The 2,827-nt window shown below is 60.2% G+C and carries 4 protein-coding genes; all 4 read left to right on the top strand.

The genetic code is table 11. The annotated features are described in order from the left end of the window. Positions 1–398 (top strand): OmpA family protein (locus EOA24_RS33085; protein WP_133374734.1); only part of this gene is annotated, 398 nt, incomplete at its 5' end. Positions 399–411: 13 nt separating this feature from the next. Then, a complete protein-coding gene (locus EOA24_RS33080; RefSeq protein ID WP_126081331.1) occupies positions 412–906 on the top strand; it encodes a Rab family GTPase in 495 nt (164 codons plus the stop codon). A gap of 3 nt (positions 907–909) precedes the next feature. Next, entirely contained in the window at positions 910–1,974 is a 1,065-nt protein-coding gene (locus EOA24_RS33075) for an adenylate/guanylate cyclase domain-containing protein (protein WP_126081332.1), read from the top strand. A 66-nt stretch (positions 1,975–2,040) separates the two neighbouring features. Next, the coding region (locus tag EOA24_RS33070; protein ID WP_127410531.1) for a cyclic nucleotide-gated potassium channel at positions 2,041–2,827 on the top strand (787 nt) is incomplete at its 3' end.

The following is a 2,827-nucleotide window of genomic DNA, read 5'->3' as shown; positions in this document are numbered from 1 at the left end:
ACCTTGCAGAGCTTAATCAGTTGAGAGAGGCCATCCAGACGACCGATATTTTCTTCTCTTCCGGTAGAGTTGTCCCGGGACCGGAGCAGACGCCGGTGCTCGACAGATTGGCTGATCAGTTGAAGGAATTCGCCGAAAATGCCCGCAAGGCAGGCGTGACAGCGCGGTTCATGTTGACCGGCCATTCGGACACAACGGGTCGTGAGACGGCCAACGCCTCGATCAGCGCTGCCCGCGCCGAGACAGTTCGCGCGCTTCTCAACAAGCGCGGCGTCGCTCCGGAACTGCTCTTGGTTCGGGGCGCCGGCACCTTTGAGCCGGCGGTACCCGAAAACGAAAATAGCCGAACTGGGAACTCCACCAACCGCCGGGTTTCGGTTACAGTGAACCTGGAGTAGTGCGGAGCCCGGGATGCTGCAAAAAAAGATCTGCATGTTGGGCGGGTTCGCCGTCGGCAAGACGAGCCTGGTGCGCAGGTTTGTCCAAAGCATCTTCTCGGAAAACTACCTGACCACGGTCGGCGTCAAGATCGACAAGAAAAGCGTCGCGTTTCCGGACAAGACCGTGGACTTGATCTTGTGGGACCTGGCCGGCGAAGACGATATCGGTTCGTTCCGCGTCAGCTATGTGCGAGGCGCGACCGGGCTCGTGCTTGTCGCCGATGGAACCCGGCCAGCCACTCTTGCCGTGGCGCTCACGCTGCGTGAACGGTGCGAGGCCGAATTCGGTGCCATGCCGTTCATATTGCTGTTCAACAAATCCGACCTGACCGAGCGGTGGGCGATACCGGAAGGCGAGATCGACGAACTCAAACAACGTGGATGGCAGGTCTATCTGACGAGCGCGCTATCGGGCGAACATGTCGACGATGCGTTTCGTCAGCTTGCTTCGATGGTCGCCAAGTAGACCATGTCCAGTTTGCCGAAAGAAGTCAGAAGCTGGATATACGACTTCTTTTCCAATGGGCGCTTCGCAGCGTATCTGAAGATCGACGCCCGGCAATGCATAGAAGAGAAGGGCGGCAACCTCGACTTTTACGGGCTCTCGTCGCTTCGCATCGGCGAGCCCGTTGCCGAGCAGCTTGAATTCATGGAAGGGCTGCTGCCTTGCCCGGAGCTTCCATTCCATATGCCGATGATGGAACTGCCCGGCGGCCACGTCGCCGACCTTCATCTCTTTGGTGACAGCGGCTCGGTGTGGCTGGTGTTTCTCGACGCCACGCCCGAACGCGACCACCAGCAGCGGCTTCAGCAGAAGGCATACGAAATGACGCTCCTGCAGGAGAGGGAGCGCCAGCTCAATGCCAAGCTGCAATCGACGAACGAGGCGTTAAGGGAGAGCCAGGAGGGCTTGTCGCGCGAATACCGGCGCGCCGAATCCCTGCTCCTCAACATTCTTCCAGCGTCGATCGCGGAGCGGCTGAAAGCGGATGAGCAGATTGCGGACAACCATGCGGAAGTCAGTGTGCTCTTTGCCGACATCGTAGGTTTTACGGAAAAGGCGCGGAGCGTCGGAGCCGCGCCCACGCTCGCTATTCTGAATTACTTCTTCAAGTCGGCGGATATGCTCTCGGAAGAATATGGATGCGAAAAGATTAAGACCATCGGCGATTGCGTAATGGCGGTCTCTGGCCTGCCCACCGCGCGATCCGATCATGCGCAAGCCTTGGCGCATTATGCGCTCGAGCTACGGGCGGCAGCCAGGCGCGAGCGCTTCGCAGGCGAACCGCTAAGCCTCAGGATTGGAATTCACTCCGGACCGATCGTGGCGGGCGTCATAGGCAAAAGACGGTTTGTCTATGACCTGTGGGGCGACACCGTCAATCTCGCCGCACGCATCCAAAAGGCCGCTGAGCCCGATGAAATCCGTATTTCGGATGCAACCCACCAATTGCTCACACCGGATTTTGCTTGCGAGCCGCTTGGGGAAACGGAATTGCGTGGCACAGGTCGCGTGCGAATGTGGCGGCTCTAGGCACCTTTACGCTTGCCTCAAAGGCATCCTATTTTGGAGGGCAGCAGCCACTCGCGGGCATAGAAAATGTCGGTACTGCCTTTCTTAAGAATTTACGCGCCGCTCAACGCGGTGCTGGCTGCGCCTGGGCTTTTGGCGGTGGCTGGGCTCACGATACCGGACATGTCCGGACGAAGCAGGCTGGCTCTGGCTGCAGTACTCGCTGCCATTTGGGGCGCCTATCTCCTGCAAATGGCCGCGACGCTGCTTAAGCGTGAGGCGGGAGGCGTTCGGGACAGGACGCCGGCAATCGCCATCGATGTACTCGCGGTCTTGGTTCCACTCGCCGCATTTCTGCTCGTTGGCACGCCCGACCGGAGCCTCTACTGTGCTGTCTGGCTCCTGAAACCGCTGCGCGACTCGACTTTCTTCCCAGTGCTGGGCAGAGTCCTGGCCAACGAAGCGCGCAATCTGATCGGCGTCACCACGCTCTTCGGCGTCGTTCTGTTCGGCGTCGCGCTCGCGGGCTATGTCATCGAGCGCGGCATCCAGCCGGAAAAGTTCGGCAGCATCCCCCAGGCAATGTGGTGGGCGGTGGTCACGCTGTCTACCACCGGCTATGGTGACGCTATTCCGCAAAGCTTCGCCGGCCGCGTCCTTTCCGGGGCCGTCATGATGAGTGGCATCGGCATCTTCGCCCTCTGGGCTGGCATTCTTGCCACCGGCTTCTATCAGGAAGTCCGTCGCGGGGACTTTGTCCGTAATTGGCAACTGGTCGCCGCCGTGCCGTTGTTTCAGAAGCTCGGACCGGCCGTGCTGGTCGAGATCGTGCGCGCGTTAAGACCTCGCACCGTGCCGGCGGGCCCCCGGATCT

It is taken from the genome of Mesorhizobium sp. M2A.F.Ca.ET.039.01.1.1 (genome assembly GCF_003998035.1).
Taxonomy (GTDB): Bacteria; Pseudomonadota; Alphaproteobacteria; order Rhizobiales; family Rhizobiaceae; genus Mesorhizobium.
The sequence above is the reverse complement of the archived record's forward strand: the minus strand, read 5'-3'. Positions and strand labels throughout refer to the sequence as shown.